Source organism: Marinobacterium alkalitolerans, assembly GCF_017776525.1.
Taxonomy (GTDB): Bacteria; Pseudomonadota; Gammaproteobacteria; order Pseudomonadales; family Balneatricaceae; genus Marinobacterium; species Marinobacterium alkalitolerans.
The window spans coordinates 72,559-86,751 of record NZ_JACVEW010000016.1; the positions used below are offsets into that span (position 1 = coordinate 72,559).

The 14,193-nt window shown below is 54.4% G+C and carries 29 protein-coding genes; all 29 read right to left on the minus strand.

What is annotated here, in order from left to right; translation table 11 throughout:
• Nucleotides 1–10: 10 nt before the first annotated feature.
• Nucleotides 11–412, minus strand: a complete 402-nt coding sequence (gene rplQ, locus H9C73_RS11240) for a 50S ribosomal protein L17 (protein ID WP_209287923.1) — start codon at nucleotides 410–412, stop codon at nucleotides 11–13.
• Between the two features lie 38 nt (nucleotides 413–450).
• Nucleotides 451–1,455 carry a DNA-directed RNA polymerase subunit alpha gene (locus H9C73_RS11245; protein WP_209287924.1) on the minus strand — a complete coding sequence of 335 codons (1,005 nt, stop codon included), beginning with the start codon at nucleotides 1,453–1,455 and terminating at the stop codon, nucleotides 451–453.
• A gap of 25 nt (nucleotides 1,456–1,480) precedes the next feature.
• Nucleotides 1,481–2,101, minus strand: a complete 621-nt coding sequence (rpsD, locus tag H9C73_RS11250) for a 30S ribosomal protein S4 (RefSeq protein WP_209287925.1) — start codon at nucleotides 2,099–2,101, stop codon at nucleotides 1,481–1,483.
• Nucleotides 2,102–2,116: 15 nt separating this feature from the next.
• A complete protein-coding gene (gene rpsK, locus H9C73_RS11255; protein ID WP_106591399.1) occupies nucleotides 2,117–2,506 on the minus strand; it encodes a 30S ribosomal protein S11 in 390 nt (129 codons plus the stop codon).
• Nucleotides 2,507–2,525: 19 nt separating this feature from the next.
• Nucleotides 2,526–2,882 (minus strand): 30S ribosomal protein S13, encoded by a 357-nt coding sequence (rpsM, locus tag H9C73_RS11260; RefSeq protein ID WP_010324083.1) that lies wholly within the window; start codon nucleotides 2,880–2,882, stop codon nucleotides 2,526–2,528.
• A gap of 137 nt (nucleotides 2,883–3,019) precedes the next feature.
• Entirely contained in the window at nucleotides 3,020–3,136 is a 117-nt protein-coding gene (gene rpmJ / locus H9C73_RS11265; protein WP_007021200.1) for a 50S ribosomal protein L36, read from the minus strand.
• A 17-nt stretch (nucleotides 3,137–3,153) separates the two neighbouring features.
• On the minus strand, nucleotides 3,154–4,479 hold the full coding sequence (gene secY, locus H9C73_RS11270) for a preprotein translocase subunit SecY (RefSeq protein WP_209287926.1): 1,326 nt from the start codon (nucleotides 4,477–4,479) through the stop codon (nucleotides 3,154–3,156).
• Entirely contained in the window at nucleotides 4,480–4,914 is a 435-nt protein-coding gene (rplO, locus tag H9C73_RS11275; protein ID WP_209287927.1) for a 50S ribosomal protein L15, read from the minus strand.
• 13 nt (nucleotides 4,915–4,927) lie between these two features.
• Nucleotides 4,928–5,110: a 50S ribosomal protein L30 gene (gene rpmD / locus H9C73_RS11280; protein WP_209287928.1), complete on the minus strand. Its 183-nt coding sequence runs from the start codon at nucleotides 5,108–5,110 to the stop codon at nucleotides 4,928–4,930.
• 3 nt (nucleotides 5,111–5,113) lie between these two features.
• Complete coding sequence (gene rpsE / locus H9C73_RS11285; RefSeq protein ID WP_209287929.1) at nucleotides 5,114–5,617, minus strand: 30S ribosomal protein S5; 504 nt, start codon at nucleotides 5,615–5,617, stop codon at nucleotides 5,114–5,116.
• Between the two features lie 11 nt (nucleotides 5,618–5,628).
• Nucleotides 5,629–5,979: a 50S ribosomal protein L18 gene (rplR, locus tag H9C73_RS11290; RefSeq protein ID WP_209287930.1), complete on the minus strand. Its 351-nt coding sequence runs from the start codon at nucleotides 5,977–5,979 to the stop codon at nucleotides 5,629–5,631.
• 9 nt (nucleotides 5,980–5,988) lie between these two features.
• Complete coding sequence (rplF, locus tag H9C73_RS11295) at nucleotides 5,989–6,522, minus strand: 50S ribosomal protein L6 (protein WP_209287931.1); 534 nt, start codon at nucleotides 6,520–6,522, stop codon at nucleotides 5,989–5,991.
• 11 nt (nucleotides 6,523–6,533) lie between these two features.
• Nucleotides 6,534–6,926, minus strand: coding sequence for a 30S ribosomal protein S8 (gene rpsH, locus H9C73_RS11300; protein ID WP_209287932.1), 393 nt, complete (start codon nucleotides 6,924–6,926; stop codon nucleotides 6,534–6,536).
• Between the two features lie 82 nt (nucleotides 6,927–7,008).
• Entirely contained in the window at nucleotides 7,009–7,314 is a 306-nt protein-coding gene (gene rpsN / locus H9C73_RS11305; RefSeq protein WP_209287933.1) for a 30S ribosomal protein S14, read from the minus strand.
• Between the two features lie 13 nt (nucleotides 7,315–7,327).
• Nucleotides 7,328–7,867: a 50S ribosomal protein L5 gene (gene rplE, locus H9C73_RS11310; protein ID WP_209287934.1), complete on the minus strand. Its 540-nt coding sequence runs from the start codon at nucleotides 7,865–7,867 to the stop codon at nucleotides 7,328–7,330.
• Nucleotides 7,868–7,882: 15 nt separating this feature from the next.
• Entirely contained in the window at nucleotides 7,883–8,206 is a 324-nt protein-coding gene (gene rplX / locus H9C73_RS11315; protein WP_209287935.1) for a 50S ribosomal protein L24, read from the minus strand.
• 101 nt (nucleotides 8,207–8,307) lie between these two features.
• Nucleotides 8,308–8,676: a 50S ribosomal protein L14 gene (gene rplN, locus H9C73_RS11320; protein ID WP_209287936.1), complete on the minus strand. Its 369-nt coding sequence runs from the start codon at nucleotides 8,674–8,676 to the stop codon at nucleotides 8,308–8,310.
• A gap of 88 nt (nucleotides 8,677–8,764) precedes the next feature.
• A complete protein-coding gene (rpsQ, locus tag H9C73_RS11325; RefSeq protein WP_010324095.1) occupies nucleotides 8,765–9,028 on the minus strand; it encodes a 30S ribosomal protein S17 in 264 nt (87 codons plus the stop codon).
• Entirely contained in the window at nucleotides 9,025–9,219 is a 195-nt protein-coding gene (gene rpmC / locus H9C73_RS11330) for a 50S ribosomal protein L29 (protein WP_010324096.1), read from the minus strand. Before rpmC ends, rpsQ begins: the two co-directional genes overlap by 4 nt.
• Complete coding sequence (rplP, locus tag H9C73_RS11335) at nucleotides 9,219–9,632, minus strand: 50S ribosomal protein L16 (protein ID WP_091826405.1); 414 nt, start codon at nucleotides 9,630–9,632, stop codon at nucleotides 9,219–9,221. Before rplP ends, rpmC begins: the two co-directional genes overlap by 1 nt.
• A gap of 11 nt (nucleotides 9,633–9,643) precedes the next feature.
• Complete coding sequence (gene rpsC / locus H9C73_RS11340; RefSeq protein WP_209287937.1) at nucleotides 9,644–10,324, minus strand: 30S ribosomal protein S3; 681 nt, start codon at nucleotides 10,322–10,324, stop codon at nucleotides 9,644–9,646.
• A 25-nt stretch (nucleotides 10,325–10,349) separates the two neighbouring features.
• Nucleotides 10,350–10,682, minus strand: a complete 333-nt coding sequence (gene rplV, locus H9C73_RS11345; RefSeq protein WP_456238097.1) for a 50S ribosomal protein L22 — start codon at nucleotides 10,680–10,682, stop codon at nucleotides 10,350–10,352.
• Between the two features lie 8 nt (nucleotides 10,683–10,690).
• Entirely contained in the window at nucleotides 10,691–10,969 is a 279-nt protein-coding gene (gene rpsS / locus H9C73_RS11350) for a 30S ribosomal protein S19 (protein ID WP_209287938.1), read from the minus strand.
• 12 nt (nucleotides 10,970–10,981) lie between these two features.
• Nucleotides 10,982–11,809: a 50S ribosomal protein L2 gene (gene rplB, locus H9C73_RS11355; RefSeq protein ID WP_209287939.1), complete on the minus strand. Its 828-nt coding sequence runs from the start codon at nucleotides 11,807–11,809 to the stop codon at nucleotides 10,982–10,984.
• A 13-nt stretch (nucleotides 11,810–11,822) separates the two neighbouring features.
• Nucleotides 11,823–12,119: a 50S ribosomal protein L23 gene (rplW, locus tag H9C73_RS11360; RefSeq protein WP_209287940.1), complete on the minus strand. Its 297-nt coding sequence runs from the start codon at nucleotides 12,117–12,119 to the stop codon at nucleotides 11,823–11,825.
• On the minus strand, nucleotides 12,116–12,721 hold the full coding sequence (gene rplD, locus H9C73_RS11365; protein WP_209287941.1) for a 50S ribosomal protein L4: 606 nt from the start codon (nucleotides 12,719–12,721) through the stop codon (nucleotides 12,116–12,118). Before rplD ends, rplW begins: the two co-directional genes overlap by 4 nt.
• A gap of 11 nt (nucleotides 12,722–12,732) precedes the next feature.
• Nucleotides 12,733–13,371: a 50S ribosomal protein L3 gene (gene rplC / locus H9C73_RS11370; RefSeq protein WP_209287942.1), complete on the minus strand. Its 639-nt coding sequence runs from the start codon at nucleotides 13,369–13,371 to the stop codon at nucleotides 12,733–12,735.
• Between the two features lie 111 nt (nucleotides 13,372–13,482).
• A complete protein-coding gene (gene rpsJ / locus H9C73_RS11375) occupies nucleotides 13,483–13,794 on the minus strand; it encodes a 30S ribosomal protein S10 (protein ID WP_209287949.1) in 312 nt (103 codons plus the stop codon).
• Between the two features lie 198 nt (nucleotides 13,795–13,992).
• On the minus strand, nucleotides 13,993–14,193 hold a 201-nt coding region (locus H9C73_RS11380), incomplete at its 5' end, for an EF-Tu C-terminal domain-related protein (protein ID WP_456238098.1).

Below are 14,193 nucleotides of genomic sequence, written 5' to 3' on the forward strand. Positions count from 1 at the left end.
TGCCTGAAACTTAATCTTCGGAAGATTCAGTTTCGTCGGCAACAGCCTGGCCAGCAGGACGATCAACCAGCTCGACGTAAGCCATCGGAGCCTTGTCACCTGCACGGTAGCCGCATTTCAGAATGCGAACATAACCGCCGGGACGGTTCGCGTAACGCGGACCCAGCTCGTTGAACAGCTTACCAACAGCTTCGTTGCTGCGAGTACGGGAGAACGCCAGACGACGGTTAGCAACCGAGTCAGTCTTGGCCAGAGTAATCAGTGGCTCAGCAAAACGGCGCAGTTCTTTCGCTTTCGGCAGAGTGGTCTTGATCAGCTCGTGCTCGAACAGGGAGACTGCCATGTTCTTGAACATCGCTTTGCGGTGCGCACTTGTACGATTTAAGTGTCGACCAGATTTACGATGACGCATTTTCTAAATCCTTTACAACTTAGGGCTGAAAATCAGACTCAAGAGGCGACTTTATCGTCGCCTTTCAGGCTGGCCGGCGGCCAGTTTTCAAGGCGCATGCCCAAAGACAGGCCCTTGGACGCCAGCACATCCTTGATCTCGGTCAGGGATTTCTTGCCCAAGTTAGGAGTCTTCAGCAGTTCTACTTCGGTGCGCTGAATCAGGTCACCAATGTAGTAGATCTGCTCTGCTTTCAGACAGTTCGCGGAACGTACAGTCAGCTCCAGATCGTCGACCGGGCGCAGGAGAACAGGATCGATCTCCGGCTCGTCCGGCTCAGAACGGGTCTGCTCACCAGCATCTTCAAGGTCTACGAATACGACCAGCTGCTGCTGCAGAATAGTAGCTGCACGACGGATACACTCTTCTGGATCGATAGTGCCGTTAGACTCGATATCGATTACCAGTTTATCCAGGTCGGTACGCTGTTCTACACGTGCACTTTCTACTGCATAAGACACGCGCAGAACAGGACTGTAGCTGGCATCCAGCAGCAGACGACCAATGGCACGAGTTTCATCTTCGTCGCTGGTGCGTGCATCAGCAGGCACATAGCCACGGCCACGGGTCACACGCAGCTGCATGTTCAGTGTGGCACCCGGGTTCAGGTGTGCAATCACGTGGTCGGGGTTGGCAACCTCGACGTCCTGATTCAGCTGGATATCACCAGCGGTCACAACTCCCGCTTCCGATTTGGAAAGCGTCAGGAGCGCTTCATCACCGTTGTGCAGAGCGATGGCAACACCTTTGAGGTTCAGCAGGATCTCAATGACATCCTCCTGAACACCCTCGATGCTGCTGTACTCGTGCAGTACACCTTCGATCTCAACTTCCGAGATGGCACATCCCGGCATGGAAGAGAGCAGGATACGGCGCAGCGCATTGCCCAGAGTGTGGCCGAACCCACGCTCAAGCGGCTCGAGAGTCACTTTCGCACGGGTCTTGCTGATCTCCTGCACGTCAATGTGACGTGGGTATAGAAACTCGTTTACTGAACGCTGCATAGTTCCACCAGTCAAGAGTTCAAAATTACTTCGAGTAGAGCTCGACAATCAGGTGCTCGTTGATGTCGGCTGACAGATCACTGCGCTCAGGCAGGGCTTTGAAAGTCCCTTCCATTTTTGCAGCGTCAACTTCAACCCACTCAACCGGGGCACGCTGACCAGCCAGTTCCAGTGCGTGTTTGATACGCAGCTGGTTTTTGGCTTTTTCGCGAACAGCTACTACGTCGCCAGGCTGTACCTGGTAGGAAGGAATGTTCACAACCTGACCATTAACAGTGATCTGACGGTGGGAAACAACCTGACGTGCTTCGGCACGGGTAGAACCATAACCCATGCGGTATACAACGTTGTCCAGGCGGCCTTCCAGAAGCTGCAGCAGGTTTTCACCGGTTGCACCCTTGCGACGGGCTGCTTCTTTGTAATAACCACGGAACTGACGTTCCAGAACGCCGTAGATACGACGCACTTTCTGTTTTTCACGCAGCTGCAGACCGTATTCAGACAGGCGACCGCGACGGGCACCGTGAACACCGGGTACTGTTTCTGCTTTGCACTTGCTATCAAGCGCGCGGACACCACTCTTCAGGAAGAGATCGGTGCCTTCACGACGAGACAGCTTGCACTTGGGTCCAAGATAACGAGCCATATTACCGTCTCCAGATTAAACGCGACGCTTCTTCGGCGGACGACAACCGTTGTGCGGAATCGGTGTCACGTCCGTGATGTTTGTGATTTTGTAACCACAGCCGTTCAGAGCACGAACAGCGGATTCACGACCGGGTCCAGGACCCTTCACAAACACGTCGAGGTTTTTCAGACCGTATTCCAGAGCTGCCTGACCGGCACGCTCAGCTGCTACCTGAGCAGCAAACGGTGTGCTCTTACGGGAACCACGGAAGCCTGAACCACCGGCAGTTGCCCAGCTCAGAGCGTTACCCTGGCGATCGGTAATGGTGATGATTGTGTTGTTAAAAGAGGCGTGGATGTGCGCGAGCCCATCCGCTACCTGCTTTTTAACCTTTTTACGAGTGCGATTACCTGGCTTAGCCATATTCGGAAATTCCTATCGCTTACTTACGGATCGGCTTACGCGGTCCTTTACGGGTACGCGCGTTCGTCTTGCTGCGCTGACCACGCACCGGCAGGTTACGACGGTGACGCAGGCCACGGTAGCAACCGAGGTCCATAAGACGCTTGATGTTCATGTTGACTTCACGGCGCAGATCGCCCTCTACGGTCAACTTGGCAATTTCACCACGAACATTATCGAGCTGCTCTTCAGACAGTTCTGCGATCTTGGTGCTCGGCGCGATGCCGGTAGCTTCACAGATCTGTTTGGCAGTCGTGCGGCCAATCCCGAAAATGTAAGTCAGAGAAATTACCGCATGCTTATTGTCAGGAATATTGACGCCAGCTATACGGGCCATTCAATGTACTCCATATTAATGTCCTGGGAGATACTCACCAGAACCAGTCATTCTTTAGTTCGTGGAAGGCGCGCAATACTACACCCTGATCAAAAATAAATCAAGGCTACGCACCTCCACTCCCGGCCAGCTGTGGATTAACCCTGGCGCTGTTTGTGACGGGGCTCCACTTTGCAGATCACGCGCACGGAACCGTTGCGACGTACGATCTTGCAGTTACGGCAAATCTTTTTAACAGATGCACGTACTTTCATGATCCACCTCATTAGGCTTAGCGCAGCAGTCCTGCGCCGCCTTTAAGATTCGATTTCTTCATCAGTGATTCGTACTGGTGAGACATCAGGTGTGACTGCACCTGAGCCATGAAGTCCATCACCACAACCACTACGATCAGCAGTGAAGTACCGCCGAAGTAGAAGGGTACGTTCCACGCTACCACCAGGAACTGGGGCATCAGTGAAACGGCTGTGATGTAAAGCGCACCAAACAGAGTCAGGCGGCTCAGCACAGTATCGATGTACCGTGCAGACTGATCACCGGGACGAATCCCTGGAATAAAGGCACCTGATTTCTTCAGGTTATCTGCCACGTCACGCGGATTGAAAACAATCGCAGTGTAGAAGTAGCAGAAAAATACAATCGCGGTAGCGAACAGCAGGATGTACAGCGGCTGTCCCGGCCCAAGAGCCAGAGCCACATCCTGCAGCCATTCCATACCTTCAGATTGACCAAACCACTGGCCAACGGAAGCCGGGAACAGCAGAATGCTGGACGCAAAGATCGGCGGAATAACACCCGCCATATTGACCTTGAGCGGCAGATGGCTGGACTGTGCAGCGTATACGCGACGTCCCTGCTGGCGTTTTGCATAGTTAATGGTGATGCGGCGCTGACCGCGTTCCATGAACACTACAAAACCAACAGTGGCGATCGCCAACACGGCAATGGCCAGCAGCGCCAGGATATTGAGATCACCCTGACGCGCCGCTTCGAAGGACTGGCCGATCGCACTGGGCAGACCCGCCACAATACCGGCGAAGATCAGAATGGAGATGCCGTTTCCGATGCCATGCTCAGTGATCTGCTCACCCAGCCACATCAGGAATACAGCTCCGGACACCAGAGTTACCACAGCCACAAAGTAGAAGCTGAAGTCCGCCGCAAAGGCGACACCCTGATTGGCCAGGCCAACCGACATGCCCAGTGCCTGCAAGGTGGCCAGGATCACAGTGCCGTAGCGCGTGTACTGACTGATCTTGCGGCGACCGGCCTCACCCTCTTTCTTCAACTGCTCGAGCTGCGGGCTCACAACGGTCATCAACTGCATAATAATAGAGGCAGAGATGTAGGGCATGATACCCAGTGCCAGGATCGACATGCGTTCCAGTGCACCACCCGAGAACATGTTGAAGAGACTGAGGATCGTCCCCTGATTCTGATCAAACAGCGCGGCAAGACGATCAGGATTGATGCCCGGAACGGGGATATGCGCCCCGATCCGGTACACGATGATCGCCAGCAGAACGAATCTGAGTCGAGACCATAGCTCTTTCAGTCCGCTCTGCATGCCCGCCGGTATTTGTCCTTGCTTAGCCATTTACGCCTCGACTTTACCGCCAGCAGCTTCGATCGCAGCCTGTGCACCTTTGGTCACTTTCAGACCTTTAACGGTGACTGCCTTTTTGATCTCACCAGACAGAATCACACGTGCAGATTTGATCTCTTCACGAATGATGTCAGCCTGTTTCAGCGCAGCCAGGTCGACAACGTCAACACCGGCAGCCGCCAGTTCGTTCAGACGAACTTCAGCAACGTAACGCGCCTGACGAGAAGTGAAACCGAATTTCGGCAGACGACGCTGAATAGGCATCTGACCGCCTTCAAAACCCGGCTTGACGCTTCCGCCAGAGCGGGACTTCTGACCCTTGTGACCGCGGCCACAGGTTTTACCCAGTCCGGAGCCGATACCACGGCCGACACGCTTGGGAGCGTGCTTGGAACCGGCGCCCGGGCGCAGAGAATTCAAACGCATTGGGTGACTCCTCTTATTCGCCTTCTACACTGACCATGTAGTTGACTTTGTTGATCATGCCGCGCACCGCCGGGGTATCTTCCAGCTCTACGGTGTGGCCGATACGACGCAGACCCAGGCCCTTGATGGTCTGGATGTGCTTCGGCAGACGACCGATGGTGCTGCGAGTCTGAGTTACCTTGATAGTCTTGGCCATCGCTTAGCTCTCCAGAATCTCTTCCACGGACTTGCCGCGCTTGGCTGCAACATCTTCAGGTGAAGACATCTGCTTCAGGCCGTTGATGGTTGCACGTACCACGTTTACCGGGTTGGTAGAGCCGTAGCACTTCGCCAGTACGTTGTGGACACCTGCCAGTTCCAGTACCGCACGCATCGCACCACCGGCGATAACACCAGTACCTTCAGACGCGGGCTGCATGTAAACCTTGGATGCACCGTGACGGGCTTTAACCGGGTACTGCAGCGTGTGACCGTTCAGCTCAACGCTGATCATGTTACGGCGAGCCTGCTCCATAGCCTTCTGGATAGCGACAGGTACTTCGCGAGCCTTGCCACGACCGAAGCCGACGCGGCCATTGCCGTCACCTACGACAGTCAGCGCTGTGAAACCGAAGATACGACCACCTTTCACCACTTTGGCGACGCGGTTTACCTGAACCAGCTTCTCTTGCAGTTCACCGTCTTTCTGTTCGTGATTTGCCATAATAGAAACCTTTAGAATTCCAGGCCGCCTTCGCGAGCAGCATCAGCAAGAGCTGCAACACGACCGTGGTATTTAAAACCGGAGCGGTCAAACGCTACCTTGGATACGCCTGCTTCTTTAGCACGGCTGGCAATCAGAGCACCCACTTTCTTGGCTGCTTCGATGTTGCCGGTAGCACCTTCACGCAGATCCTTTTCTACTGTAGAAGCAGAGGCCAGAACCTGGCTGCCGTCAGCAGAGATAACCTGCGCGTAAATGTGACGCGGTGAGCGGTTAACGCACAGACGAACTGCGCCCTGCTCACGCATCTGCATGCGCGCACGACGCGCACGACGAACACGAGCTTGTTTCTTAACGTTCATGACCCTGCCTTACTTCTTCTTAGCCTCTTTACGGCGTACATATTCGTCTTCATAACGAACACCCTTGCCTTTGTAAGGCTCAGGCGGACGGAATGCGCGAACTTCTGCAGCCACCTGACCCACGCGCTGCTTGTCAGCACCGCGGATAACAACAGTCGTGTTGTTCGGGGTTTCGGCGGTAATACCGTCGGGCAATTCGTAATCGATCGGATGAGAGAAGCCAAGCGTCAGGTTCAGTACCTTGCCCTTAGCCTGGGCACGGTAACCAACACCCAGCAGAGTCAGGGTCTTGGAAAAACCTTCACTTACGCCCAATACCATGTTGTTGACCAGGGCACGAGTAGTACCGGTCAGTGCCATGGACTGCTTGGCGCCATCACGCGGAGCGAATACCAGCTGACCATCGGTCTGTTCGGCGCTCACTGCCGGGTGCATGTCCAGGCTCAGTTCACCCTGCTTGCCTTTTACAGTCAGGGACTGGCCTGCCAGTTTCACCTCTACGCCGGCCGGTACTGCTACGGGTTTCTTCGCAATTCGTGACATTGGAATACCTCTTAGAATACCGTGCAGACCACTTCACCACCGATGCCTGCCTTGCGAGCAGCGCGATCAGTCATGACGCCTTTGCTGGTAGAGATGATAGCGATACCCAGACCGTCGGCTACTTTCGGCAGCTCGGCTGCGTTCTTGTAGATACGCAGAGACGGACGGCTTACGCGCTTGATCTCTTCGATAACCGGCTTGCCTTCGAAGTACTTCAGTTCGATGGACAGAACCGGCTTAACATCACCTTCAACTGCAAAATCGGTGATGTAGCCTTCTTCCTTCAGCACAGTTGCGATGGCAACTTTCTGCTTGGAAGACGGCATGGCGACATGGGCCTTTTCAGCCATGTGGCCGTTGCGGATACGGGTAAACATATCCGCGAGGGTGTCTTGCATACTCATGCTATTAACGTCCTCTTAAGTGCAGCGCAGTGCGGTAGCAGTTACCTGCCCAGACCACTGTGCTTACCGTTCGCGAGCCGGATTACCAGCTCGCCTTCTTCAGGCCCGGGACATCACCGCGCATCGCTGCTTCACGCAGCTGGTTGCGGCAAAGTCCGAACTTGCGATATACAGCGTGCGGACGGCCAGTAATCTGGCAGCGACGCTGTTTACGCACCGGGCTAGCGTCACGCGGCAGCTTCTGCAGCGCGATCTGTGCGTCCCAAACCTCATCTTCAGAGCTGTTCGGGCTTGCGATAATTGCCTTGAGCTCGGCACGCTTGGCAGCATATTTAGCAGCCTTTTTCTCGCGCTTGAGCTCACGCTGAATCATTGAAACCTTAGCCATTATTCAACCCTTCTTATTTCTTGAACGGGAACTGCAGCGCAGACAGCAGTGCACGACCTTCGTCGTTGTTCTTCGCGGTAGTGGTGATCGTAATATCGAGACCACGCAGCTTATCGACCTTGTCGTAGTCGATTTCCGGGAAGATGATCTGCTCTTTAACGCCCATGCTGTAGTTGCCACGGCCATCGAAAGATTTCGGGTTCAGGCCACGGAAGTCGCGGATACGCGGGATGGAAACGTCAACCAGACGGTCCAGGAATTCCCACATGCGCTCGCCACGCAGTGTCACCTTGCAGCCGATCGGCCAACCTTCACGTACCTTGAAGCCCGCAATGGATTTGCGTGCCTTGGTTACGATCGGCTTCTGGCCGGCGATTGCAGTCATGTCGGCAACGGCGTTTTCGAGCTGTTTCTTGTCGCCCAGTGCTTCACCGACACCCATATTCAGGGTGATCTTGGTGATACGGGGAACAGCCATGACGTTCGGGCAGTTCAGCTCGTCTTTGAGCTGCTGCTTGATTTCGTTTGCGTAAAGCGCTTTCAATCTGGACATTTGCACCAACCTCTCTTACTTAGCACCAACGATGGTTTCGCCGGTGGACTTGTAGTAGCGGACCTTGGTGCCGTCTTCCAGCAGCTTGAAGCCCACACGATCGCCCTTGCCGGTCTGCGGGTTGAAGATGGCAACGTTAGAAGTCGCGATAGCGGCTTCCTTCTCAACGATACCACCCTGCTGACCCAGCATCGGGTTCGGCTTCTGGTGCTTCTTGATCATGTTAATGCCGGAAACGATCAGACGATCGTTCTGCAGCACGCGCATCACCTTGCCGCGCTTGCCTTTGTCTTTTCCTGCGATAACGATGACTTCATCGTCGCGACGAATCTTACGCATTATCTTACCTTGTCTTTCCTGCTACCCTCTCATGCTCAAAAACGCCAAACCCATTACGGGAGTGGCGTTTTTACAGACACTGTCTAGCTTAAACAGAGTCTTTACAGCACTTCAGGCGCCAGGGAAATGATCTTCATGAACTTCTCATTGCGAAGCTCACGCGTTACTGGGCCGAAGATACGAGTACCGATCGGGGCATCGCTCGCGTTCAGCAGAACCGCAGAGTTTGTATCAAAGCGGATCAGTGAACCGTCCGGACGACGAACACCCTTACGGGTACGTACTACGACAGCTTTAAGAACCTGACCTTTCTTCACCTTACCGCGCGGAATCGCTTCCTTGACGGTCACCTTGATGATGTCGCCAACAGAGGCGTAGCGGCGGTGAGAACCACCCAGGACCTTAATACACTGCACTCGCTTGGCGCCGCTGTTGTCAGCAACATCAAGCATCGTTTCAGTCTGAATCATGGTCTACTCCACAAACTGTATAAACCATCACCGCAACCGCTCCTGGCAGCCGCGGTGAATTGGCGTAATGGAGCAAAGGTGCGTAAGTTTACACCTTTGCTGCACGCTCTTCAATGCGAATCAAAGACCAGGTTTTGGTCTTGGACAGCGGACGGGATTCTGCGATTGTTACCAGATCCCCCATCTGACACTCATTCTTCTCATCGTGAGCATGCAGTTTGGTGGAGCGCTTAACGAATTTACCGTAAATCGGGTGCTTCTCTTTACGCTCAACCAGAACAGTGATGGTTTTATCCATCTTGTCACTGACGACCTTACCGGTCACAGTCCGAGTACGTTTTTCCGCGCTCATTTAGCCACCTGCTTTTCGTTCAGTACTGTCTTAACGCGAGCGATGTCGCGACGAACCTGACCCAGCAGGTGAGTCTGTGCCAGCTGGCCAGTCGCCTTCTGCATACGCAGGTTAAACTGGTCCTTCAGAAGACCCAGCAGAGCCTGCTGAAGCTCCTCAACGGACTTGTCACGCAGTTCTGTAGCTTTCATTACATCACCGTCCGTTTAACAAAAGTTGTAGAAACCGGCAGCTTCGCAGCAGCCAGCGCAAAGGCTTCGGCAGCCAGCTCTTCAGGTACACCGCTCATTTCGAACAGGACCTTACCCGGCTGGATCTGGGCAACCCAGTACTCCACGCTACCCTTACCTTTACCCATACGTACTTCCAGCGGCTTGGTGGTGATCGGCTTGTCCGGGAATACACGGATCCAGATCTTGCCACCACGCTTGACGTGACGGGTCATGGTACGACGGGCCGCTTCGATCTGGCGCGCAGTGATACGGCCGCGTCCGGTCGCCTTCAGTGCAAACTCACCAAAGCTGACCTTGCTGCCGCGCTGTGCCAGGCCGCGGTTGCGACCTTTCATTACCTTGCGGTATTTCAGTCGTTTCGGTTGCAGCATTGACGTCTACCTCACTTACCTTTCTTCTTGGGCGCGTTCTTCTCGGCACGTACCTGTTCGATACCACCGAGGATCTCACCCTTGAAGATCCAGACTTTAACGCCGATCACACCGTAAGTGGTGTGGGCTTCGTAGGTAGCGTAATCGATGTCCGCACGCAGAGTGTGCAGCGGAACACGACCTTCACGGTACCATTCAGTACGTGCGATCTCGGCACCGCCGAGACGACCGCTAACCTGAATCTTGATGCCTTTGGCGCCCTGACGCATCGCGTTCTGTACCGCACGCTTCATGGCGCGACGGAACATCACACGGCGTTCCAGCTGGCTGGCAACGCTTTGTGCAACCAGTTTTCCATCCAGGTCCGGCTTGCGCACTTCCTCGATGTTGATGTGCACAGGCACACCCATCATCTGGGAAACAGCAGTGCGCAGCTTCTCGACGTCTTCGCCCTTCTTGCCGATCACGATACCCGGACGAGCCGTGTAAATGGTGATCTTGGCATTCTGAGCCGGACGTTCGATCTCGATGCGGCTTACGGATGCATTTTTAAGCTGCTGGTCCAGGTACTTACGTACCTGAAGATCGTTCAGCAGCTTTGCTGAGTATTCAGTCTTGTCGGCATACCATACAGACGCATGGTCCTTGACGACGCCAAGCCGAATACCGGTCGGATTGACTTTCTGACCCATATTGAAATCTCCTAGCAATCAGCCGTTAGTCGGCCACCTTGACGGTGATGTGTGACGTACGCTTCAGGATGCGATCAGCGCGGCCCTTGGCACGCGGCATGATGCGCTTCATGGTCATACCTTCATCAACGAAGACAGCTGAAACGCGCAGCTCGTCAATATCGGCGCCTTCGTTGTGCTCCGCATTCGCGATAGCAGACTCCAGAACCTTCTTGACCAGGTGAGCACCTTTCTTCGTGCTGAACGCCAGGATATTCAGAGCTTCGCCCACAGATTTACCACGGATCTGATCAGCGACCAGTCGGGCCTTCTGGGCGGAGATGCGAGCGCCTGTGTGCTTGGCGATAACTTCCATCATCTACCCCCTTACTTCTTCTTGGCCTTCTTGTCGGCTGCATGACCGCGGTATGTACGTGTCGCAGCGAACTCGCCCAGTTTGTGGCCGACCATGTCTTCGGTAATGTATACCGGAACATGCTGACGACCATTATGTACTGCAATAGTAAGCCCCACAAACTGCGGGAAAACTGTAGAACGACGTGACCAGGTCTTGATCGGACGACGTTCGTTAGCTTCGATTGCAGCCTCTACCTTCTTCAGCAGGTGAAGGTCAATAAACGGACCTTTCTTCAGTGAACGTGGCACAGCTGATTCCTCTTATTTAGCCTTACGACGGCGTACGATCAGTTTATCGGTACGCTTGTTCTTGCGAGTCTTGTGACCCTTGGTCGGTACGCCCCACGGAGTAACCGGGTGACGACCACCAGAGCTACGACCCTCACCACCACCATGCGGGTGGTCAACCGGGTTCATCGCCGCACCGCGAACGGTCGGACGAACACCACGCCAGCGCATAGCACCGGCTTTACCCAGCTGACGCAGGCTGTGCTCAGAGTTGCTCACCTCACCGAGGGTTGCACGACACTCAGCCAGTACCTTGCGGGTTTCGCCAGAACGCAGACGCAGAGTTGCGTAAGTACCCTCACGGGCTACCAGCTGTGCGGAAGCACCTGCTGAACGTGCCAGCTGGGCACCCTTGCCGGGCTTCAGCTCAACACAGTGAACAGTGCTACCAACCGGGATGTTGCGCAGCGGCAGGGTGTTACCGATTTTGATATCGGCATCATCACCGGACACAATCTTCGCACCGGCTTTCAGGCCTTTGGGTGCGATGATGTAACGACGCTCACCGTCCGCGTATTTAACCAGCGCAATGTGGGCGGAACGGTTCGGATCGTATTCCAGACGCTCGATCAGAGCCGGGATACCATCCTTGTTGCGACGGAAGTCGATTACACGGTAATGGTGCTTGTGACCGCCACCGATGTGACGCGTCGTGATGCGACCATTGTTGTTACGACCACCGCTTTTGCTTTTCTTTTCCAGCAGCGCAGCATGCGGCTTGCCTTTATGCAGGTCTTCGCTGACCACCTTGACGAGATGACGACGTCCAGCAGAGGTCGGCTTCGCTTTAATAACTGCCATGGTTCAACCCCTCTTATTCGCCCGCCAGGAAATCGATTTCAGAACCTTCGGCCAGGCGGACATACGCTTTACGAACATCGTTGCGCTTGCCCATGCCACGCATGGTGCGCTTGGTCTTGCCCTTGATGTTCAGAACGTTGACGCCTGCAACCTTCACGTTGAAGAGCTCTTCAACGGCCTGTTTGATTTCCGGCTTGGTTGCATCTTTAGCTACACGGAATACTACCTGTTCGCTGCCTTCGGCAACGATAGTGGCTTTTTCAGAGATGTGCGGTCCGAGCAGCACTTTGTAAATGCGTTCCGGGTTCATGCCAGCACCTCCTCAATTTTCTTCAGAGCAGGCACTGTTACCAGGACCTTCTCGAAACCAACCAGGCTAACCGGGTCGATACCGGCAGCATCGCGCACATCCACATGCGGAACATTGCGTGCAGCCAGATACAGATTCTGCTCGACGTTTTCGGTGATCAACAGCGCGTTATCCAGCTTGAGTTCATCAAGCTTGGCTACGAACTGCTTGGTTTTCGGTGCTTCCAGCTGGAAGTCTTCTACGACAACCAGGCGCTCCTGACGAACCAGCTCAGACATGATGCAACGCATGGCAGCGCGGTACATCTTCTTGTTGACCTTCTGAGCGAAGTTACGCGGCTGAGCGGCGAAGGTTACACCACCCGCACGCCACAGCGGTGAACGGCTGGTACCCGCACGGGCACGACCGGTACCTTTCTGACGGAACGGCTTGGCGCCACCACCAGATACTGCGGAACGGTTTTTCTGCGCTTTGGTACCCTGACGGCCAGCTGCCATGTAAGCAGTCACAACCTGGTGTACCAGCGTCTCATTGAACTCTTTACCAAATGCCAGATCGGATACTTCAACCGATCCAGTGGCTCCAGTCAGATTCAGATTCATGGCAAACCTCCTCAGGCGCGTGCTTTAACAGCAGGTTTAACGATGACATCGCCGCCGGTGGCGCCCGGGATTGCTCCCTTGACGATCAGCAGGTTGCGTTCAGCATCGACACGTACGACTTCAAGAGTCTGTACGGTGCAACGCTCGGCACCCATGTGACCGGCCATCTTTTTACCTTTGAAGACACGACCCGGGGTCTGGCACTGACCAATGGAACCCGGAGCACGGTGAGAAATGGAGTTACCGTGAGTGGCATCCTGAGTGCTGAAGTTCCAGCGCTTAACGCCGCCCTGGAAGCCCTTACCCTTGGATTGACCGGTAACATCGATTTTCTGACCTGCTTCGAAGCGCTCAACAGTCAGCGAATCGCCAACGTTGATTTCCTCGTCACCATTCAGACGGAACTCCCACAAACCGCGACCGGCTTCAACACCAGCTTTGGCAAAGTGACCAGCTTCCGGCTTGCTCAGGCGGTTAGCCTTTTTGCTACCAGTAGTCACCTGTACCGCCGCATAACCGTCATTTTCGACAGTTTTAACGCTGGTTACACGGTTCGGTTCCATTTCGATGACGGTGACTGGCACGGACACGCCATCTTCTGTGAAGATGCGGGTCATACCCGCTTTACGTCCGATAAGTCCTACAGACATGTTTTTACCTCTTGCCAGTTGTGTACGGGGCTGTCACCCACTATGGCTGCCCTTTTCAGGTGCATTCCACAAATAGCGCTTCATTAATTGAATAATTCTGCGCAGTGCGTATTAGCCGAGGCTGATCTGCACTTCAACACCCGCAGCGAGATCCAGCTTCATCAGTGCGTCGACAGTCTTTTCTGTCGGCTCAACGATGTCCAGGACACGCTTGTGCGTACGAATTTCATACTGATCACGCGCGTCTTTGTTGACGTGCGGGGAAATCAGTACAGTGTAACGCTCTTTGCGAGTAGGAAGTGGGATCGGACCACGCACCTGAGCTCCTGTCCGCTTGGCAGTCTCAACGATCTCCTGAGCGGATGAGTCGATCAGGCGATGATCAAAAGCCTTCAGACGAATTCTGATTTTTTGGTTCTGCATTCTGATCACGCATTTCCTGTAAGTTTTTTTACGGCAATAGCCGACCACCCCTCGAATGAAGGGGACGCAAATTTTACTCAGTGGCCATTTCAGCGTCAACTGAAAGTTTAATTTTTAACCACTTTTGGCAGTAAATTTTTCGTCAGGCACAAAAAAAGCCCTCCGAAGAGGGCTTTTCTCAATCAATCAAGGAGTGGATCACTCGATGATTTTGGATACAACGCCGGCACCCACGGTACGACCACCTTCACGGATGGCGAAGCGCAGACCTTCTTCCATCGCGATCGGGTTGATCAGGGTAACAGACATCTGGATGTTGTCGCCCGGCATTACCATTTCAACGCCTTCCGGCAGTTCACACGCACCAGTGATGTCAGTGGTACGGAAGTAGAACTGCGG

What these genes read in the sequence shown, in the direction of transcription:
- rplQ (WP_209287923.1), bottom strand. Translation starts at nt 412, where the DNA reads ATGCGTCATCGTAAATCTGGTCGACACTTAAATCGTACAAGTGCGCAC.
- H9C73_RS11245 (WP_209287924.1), bottom strand. Translation starts at nt 1,455, where the DNA reads ATGCAGCGTTCAGTAAACGAGTTTCTATACCCACGTCACATTGACGTG.
- rpsD (WP_209287925.1), bottom strand. Translation starts at nt 2,101, where the DNA reads ATGGCTCGTTATCTTGGACCCAAGTGCAAGCTGTCTCGTCGTGAAGGC.
- rpsK (WP_106591399.1), bottom strand. Translation starts at nt 2,506, where the DNA reads ATGGCTAAGCCAGGTAATCGCACTCGTAAAAAGGTTAAAAAGCAGGTA.
- rpsM (WP_010324083.1), bottom strand. Translation starts at nt 2,882, where the DNA reads ATGGCCCGTATAGCTGGCGTCAATATTCCTGACAATAAGCATGCGGTA.
- rpmJ (WP_007021200.1), bottom strand. Translation starts at nt 3,136, where the DNA reads ATGAAAGTACGTGCATCTGTTAAAAAGATTTGCCGTAACTGCAAGATC.
- secY (WP_209287926.1), bottom strand. Translation starts at nt 4,479, where the DNA reads ATGGCTAAGCAAGGACAAATACCGGCGGGCATGCAGAGCGGACTGAAA.
- rplO (WP_209287927.1), bottom strand. Translation starts at nt 4,914, where the DNA reads ATGCGTTTGAATTCTCTGCGCCCGGGCGCCGGTTCCAAGCACGCTCCC.
- rpmD (WP_209287928.1), bottom strand. Translation starts at nt 5,110, where the DNA reads ATGGCCAAGACTATCAAGGTAACTCAGACTCGCAGCACCATCGGTCGT.
- rpsE (WP_209287929.1), bottom strand. Translation starts at nt 5,617, where the DNA reads ATGGCAAATCACGAACAGAAAGACGGTGAACTGCAAGAGAAGCTGGTT.
- rplR (WP_209287930.1), bottom strand. Translation starts at nt 5,979, where the DNA reads ATGAACGTTAAGAAACAAGCTCGTGTTCGTCGTGCGCGTCGTGCGCGC.
- rplF (WP_209287931.1), bottom strand. Translation starts at nt 6,522, where the DNA reads ATGTCACGAATTGCGAAGAAACCCGTAGCAGTACCGGCCGGCGTAGAG.
- rpsH (WP_209287932.1), bottom strand. Translation starts at nt 6,926, where the DNA reads ATGAGTATGCAAGACACCCTCGCGGATATGTTTACCCGTATCCGCAAC.
- rpsN (WP_209287933.1), bottom strand. Translation starts at nt 7,314, where the DNA reads ATGGCTAAGGTTTCAATGATTCAGCGTGAGCTCAAGCGCGAGAAAAAG.
- rplE (WP_209287934.1), bottom strand. Translation starts at nt 7,867, where the DNA reads ATGTCCAGATTGAAAGCGCTTTACGCAAACGAAATCAAGCAGCAGCTC.
- rplX (WP_209287935.1), bottom strand. Translation starts at nt 8,206, where the DNA reads ATGCGTAAGATTCGTCGCGACGATGAAGTCATCGTTATCGCAGGAAAA.
- rplN (WP_209287936.1), bottom strand. Translation starts at nt 8,676, where the DNA reads ATGATTCAGACTGAAACGATGCTTGATGTTGCTGACAACAGCGGCGCC.
- rpsQ (WP_010324095.1), bottom strand. Translation starts at nt 9,028, where the DNA reads ATGAGCGCGGAAAAACGTACTCGGACTGTGACCGGTAAGGTCGTCAGT.
- rpmC (WP_010324096.1), bottom strand. Translation starts at nt 9,219, where the DNA reads ATGAAAGCTACAGAACTGCGTGACAAGTCCGTTGAGGAGCTTCAGCAG.
- rplP (WP_091826405.1), bottom strand. Translation starts at nt 9,632, where the DNA reads ATGCTGCAACCGAAACGACTGAAATACCGCAAGGTAATGAAAGGTCGC.
- rpsC (WP_209287937.1), bottom strand. Translation starts at nt 10,324, where the DNA reads ATGGGTCAGAAAGTCAATCCGACCGGTATTCGGCTTGGCGTCGTCAAG.
- rplV (WP_456238097.1), bottom strand. Translation starts at nt 10,682, where the DNA reads ATGATGGAAGTTATCGCCAAGCACACAGGCGCTCGCATCTCCGCCCAG.
- rplB (WP_209287939.1), bottom strand. Translation starts at nt 11,809, where the DNA reads ATGGCAGTTATTAAAGCGAAGCCGACCTCTGCTGGACGTCGTCATCTC.
- rplW (WP_209287940.1), bottom strand. Translation starts at nt 12,119, where the DNA reads ATGAACCCGGAACGCATTTACAAAGTGCTGCTCGGACCGCACATCTCT.
- rplD (WP_209287941.1), bottom strand. Translation starts at nt 12,721, where the DNA reads ATGAATCTGAATCTGACTGGAGCCACTGGATCGGTTGAAGTATCCGAT.
- rplC (WP_209287942.1), bottom strand. Translation starts at nt 13,371, where the DNA reads ATGTCTGTAGGACTTATCGGACGTAAAGCGGGTATGACCCGCATCTTC.
- rpsJ (WP_209287949.1), bottom strand. Translation starts at nt 13,794, where the DNA reads ATGCAGAACCAAAAAATCAGAATTCGTCTGAAGGCTTTTGATCATCGC.